Genomic DNA, 3,410 nt, shown 5'->3' on the forward strand with positions numbered 1-3,410 from the left:
TGGCCGCCAACATCAATTGCCCCATGCTGTTCCATTTCGGTTCCTTAGATGGCAACCCCTCGGTGGAAGACCGGGACAAGCTGGACGCTGAGCTTACGCGCTTGGGCAAGAGCCATGAGTTCTTTACCTACGAAGGCGCGAATCATGCGTTTATGGACTTCACCAACCCGGAGCGCTACCACGAAGAAGGGGCGAAACAGGCCTGGCCCAGGACCATCGACTTCTTCAACAAGCATTTGAAGGGCGCTGCCGTTTCCGCCTAACGCCGTTGAGCTGTCTCCAAGGTAGTGCTACAGAGGTAATGCTACTTGTAGCAGCGTAAGAACGTAATCACGTTTACTCAAAAACATCACACATTCTCAGCTCAGATTAAGGGGTAACCGTACAATCGGTGCTAAAAGTCCCGATTCCAATATTTAATAATTTCAATGGCTTATAAGGGTTAAAAACCATTAAGCCAATAAAAACAAAGACTTTCTGCGATTTGTGAAAATCTCGATCTTGAGCATGTATATTTGGCTCTTGACAGGGTCATGACGGTGAATTCTGCGTATCGAAGTGCACAATGGCGTCTTCAGAGTGAGAAATCCCAGCAGGAAGACCAATATCAGGCTGGAATCGTGCATAGGGAGGAAAATCGCAGCAGGTTATTGAATTTAAGTCACATAGAAGTTTTACTCGCTATAAACAATTGATTTTATTGAGTGACGGACGCTTGTCGTTCCCGAATATCCATCACACCGAAAAATCCTTGATCCTTCCTCCATGTGGGAGCAAATTGGGCAGCACGATCAGACCGAAAACGCTGGCCTTTGAAATTCAGACCGCCAAGCTTTCTCAGGAGTCGACCTGCATGGCACATCGCCCGTCAACATGGCTGCATAAGATCGTTGAGGCCGTAGCATCCTGCATGGAGGCCCACAGTGCAATGGGAGCGATGGGGTGGCGGTATCAGGAGGATGACGAGCTTGCCGAACTCGTCGTCTATGCTACACCCGTGGAACTCGTCGGCGGGGAACACGACGGCGCCATCGTGATTCCGGGATTCTGCCTGGATGTGCAGGCGTTACAGGACGTGTTCGAGCGCGTAACCGATCTCCAGTGGAACGCGCAAGGCTTAGGACCCGACGATGATGACGGTCCCCATATCTCGATCGAGGGGACTTACCAGGGCCATCACGTCTGGCTGCGGGTGCTGGCGGAGGCTCCCGAAGATGAAGAGCCCGGTCTAAAACTCGACACGTCCGCCTCCCCATGAACGTGCAAGCTGACCCGGGTCGTTTGTGCCTCTATGCCGCTCGGCGTTCATAATGGTGATGCAGGCCTCCGAGTTCAGGGACGGCAATCACCACACCTACTTCGGGTGGTTCCACGGCTCGCGGTTCTGGGCAATCCATGTCGAGTGATAGATGTGTGCGAAACCGGTGATAATAGCTCACGTACTCGGTTAGCAGACGCTTGAGATGCCGTTCGTTGAGTACGATCACCTGATCGAGCATGTCGCGTCGAATACTGCCAATGACCCTTTCGCAGTATGGATTCTGCCACGGACTGCGAGGCGCGGTCTTGACCTCTTCGATGCCTATGGTGCCGACGCGCTGTTGGAACTGCGCCCCGTATATCGCGTCCCGGTCGCGTAGAAGATACCGGGGCGCCTCGTCCCACGGAAACGCCTCCACGACCCGCTGTGATGTCCATTGCGTTGTCGGATGCTCTGTCACGTTGAAATGGGCGATGCGCCGCCGCTCGTGGGTGAGGATCACGAACACGAACAGCACCTTGAACGTGACGGTGGGAACGGTAAAGAAATCACAGGCGACCAGGTCTTTGACATGGTTGTTCAGAAAGGCTATCCAGGTTGGTGAGTGCGGTTTGCGGACCTGCGGTCGATACTTCTCTACGGTCGATTTGGCCACGTTGATGCCAAGCTTACGGAGCTCTCCAACGATTCGAGGAGAGCCCCACGTTGTATTGGATTTCCACATGTCCCGGATGAGCTCACGGACTTCTCTGGAGATCGCGGGTCGACCGGGTTTGCCGTTCTGGCTGAGCTGTCGCCAGTAAGCTCGGAACCGTTTCTTTTGCCAGGCGATGACCGTACGGGGCTGAACGAACTCAAGGGCCTGTTGCCAGCCAGGCCAGAGACGCGAGAGCCAGACCCAGAGCAAGCGATCCGTTGGCCGAAGCTTCGGGCGGGAGATGCTCTGCTTATAAACGGCGACCTGATGTCTCAAAGCAATGAGTTCCATCTGCATGGCGAGACGTGAGCGGAACCATGTTCCGATGGATGCGAGAAGGACAGAGACGATGGCTGGCATGATCAGAGACCTTATCGCGAGAGGTAAACGGAAACGGGAAAATCCATCGCTCAAGAGTGATCATGGTCGGAGTAAATGTCAAGAATTTCAACTGATTCGGGTTTTCGGGACGGACAATCAAGGATTTTTCGGTGTGATGGATATTCGGGAACGACAGCTCGTAGAGGTGATCACCTTGCACCAATTCAATGGCGTTTTGCAGTGTCTCGACGGTGCGCACATAGTCGCCTAGGAAGTAGGCGTGGGCGCCAATGATGAAGTGGGCGCTGACCTGTGTGCCGACATCCTCGCTGGCCGTGCCCAAGGCAAGCGCACGTTGCCCGACAGCACGCGCCCGGTCATACGCACCCTGGGTCCCGAGATATTGCGCCATATGGTAGGAGACCCGTCCCAGCCGTTGCGCATCGTTTAGCGCTTCGGCAAGCGTTTCAGCTTCGTGGAGGTCATCGAAGGCCCGTTCAATCTTGCCGAGGGTGATGCGAGCCGTGTACAGGCTGATTCGGAGATCAATCGCCAACTCGTGCAGGCTGCGTTGCGCCGGCAGATGCGGGAGCGCCGTCAAAGCCTGTTCGAAACAGATTACAGCCTCACGGGAAGCCGAATGTGTCATGGCCTTTTCTCCCGCTTGACGAAAGTACAGGAGGGCTTTGTCCCACACCTCACCCCGCAGGGCGTGGTGCGCCAGACTCTCGACCTGCTCCATGTAGCGATCCCCGAGCATCACTTCCACGGCGTGCAGAATCTGGCCATGCAGCACCCGCCGCTGCTCTTGAAGCAGACTGCCGTAGGCCACCTCATGAGTCAGGGCATGCTTGAAGGTATATTGGCGCTCGGGAAACAGGCTGGTCTCGTATAGGAACTCCGCCGCCTGCAAGTGGGTCAGGCCTGGGCTGATGAAAATTAGCCAACCATAAGTGATTCGAGCCTCGGAGAAATCGGCACCTTTTTGTTCTTACCAACGACCCGTGAAAAGTATTTTTTCGATTGACCGGCTGGCCGTTTTGGATTCAAATGCGTGTAGCACTTTTCCCCGATCAGAAACGTATTTGGAGCCTTGCTATCCCATGACATCCGATCACGACCGGAAGAACT

Annotated in this window: 5 protein-coding genes; 2 read left to right on the forward strand and 3 right to left on the reverse strand. The window is 54.7% G+C overall.

Features of this window, described 5'->3' with window-relative positions; all coding sequences use genetic code 11:
- On the forward strand, positions 1-263 hold a 263-nt coding region (locus O6944_02160), incomplete at its 5' end, for a dienelactone hydrolase family protein (GenBank protein ID MCZ6717943.1).
- Positions 264-853: 590 nt separating this feature from the next.
- On the forward strand, positions 854-1,258 hold the full coding sequence (locus O6944_02165; GenBank protein ID MCZ6717944.1) for a hypothetical protein: 405 nt from the start codon (positions 854-856) through the stop codon (positions 1,256-1,258).
- Positions 1,259-1,289: 31 nt separating this feature from the next.
- On the opposite strand, the gene O6944_02170 is transcribed toward O6944_02165, so the two are convergent.
- The 3 genes from O6944_02170 to O6944_02180 all read right to left on the reverse strand — a co-directional run.
- On the reverse strand, positions 1,290-2,318 hold the full coding sequence (locus tag O6944_02170) for an integrase core domain-containing protein (protein MCZ6717945.1): 1,029 nt from the start codon (positions 2,316-2,318) through the stop codon (positions 1,290-1,292).
- Positions 2,209-3,192, reverse strand: a complete 984-nt coding sequence (locus O6944_02175; GenBank protein MCZ6717946.1) for a hypothetical protein — start codon at positions 3,190-3,192, stop codon at positions 2,209-2,211. The genes O6944_02170 and O6944_02175 overlap by 110 nt, the downstream gene beginning before the upstream one ends.
- 26 nt (positions 3,193-3,218) lie before the next feature.
- The coding region (locus O6944_02180) for a hypothetical protein (GenBank protein MCZ6717947.1) at positions 3,219-3,410 on the reverse strand (192 nt) is incomplete at its 5' end.

Source organism: Gammaproteobacteria bacterium, assembly GCA_027296625.1.
GTDB lineage: Bacteria > Pseudomonadota > Gammaproteobacteria > JAKEHO01 > JAKEHO01 > JAKEHO01.

What these genes read in the sequence shown, in the direction of transcription:
- O6944_02165 (MCZ6717944.1), top strand. Translation starts at nt 854, where the DNA reads ATGGCACATCGCCCGTCAACATGGCTGCATAAGATCGTTGAGGCCGTA.
- O6944_02170 (MCZ6717945.1), bottom strand. Translation starts at nt 2,318, where the DNA reads ATGCCAGCCATCGTCTCTGTCCTTCTCGCATCCATCGGAACATGGTTC.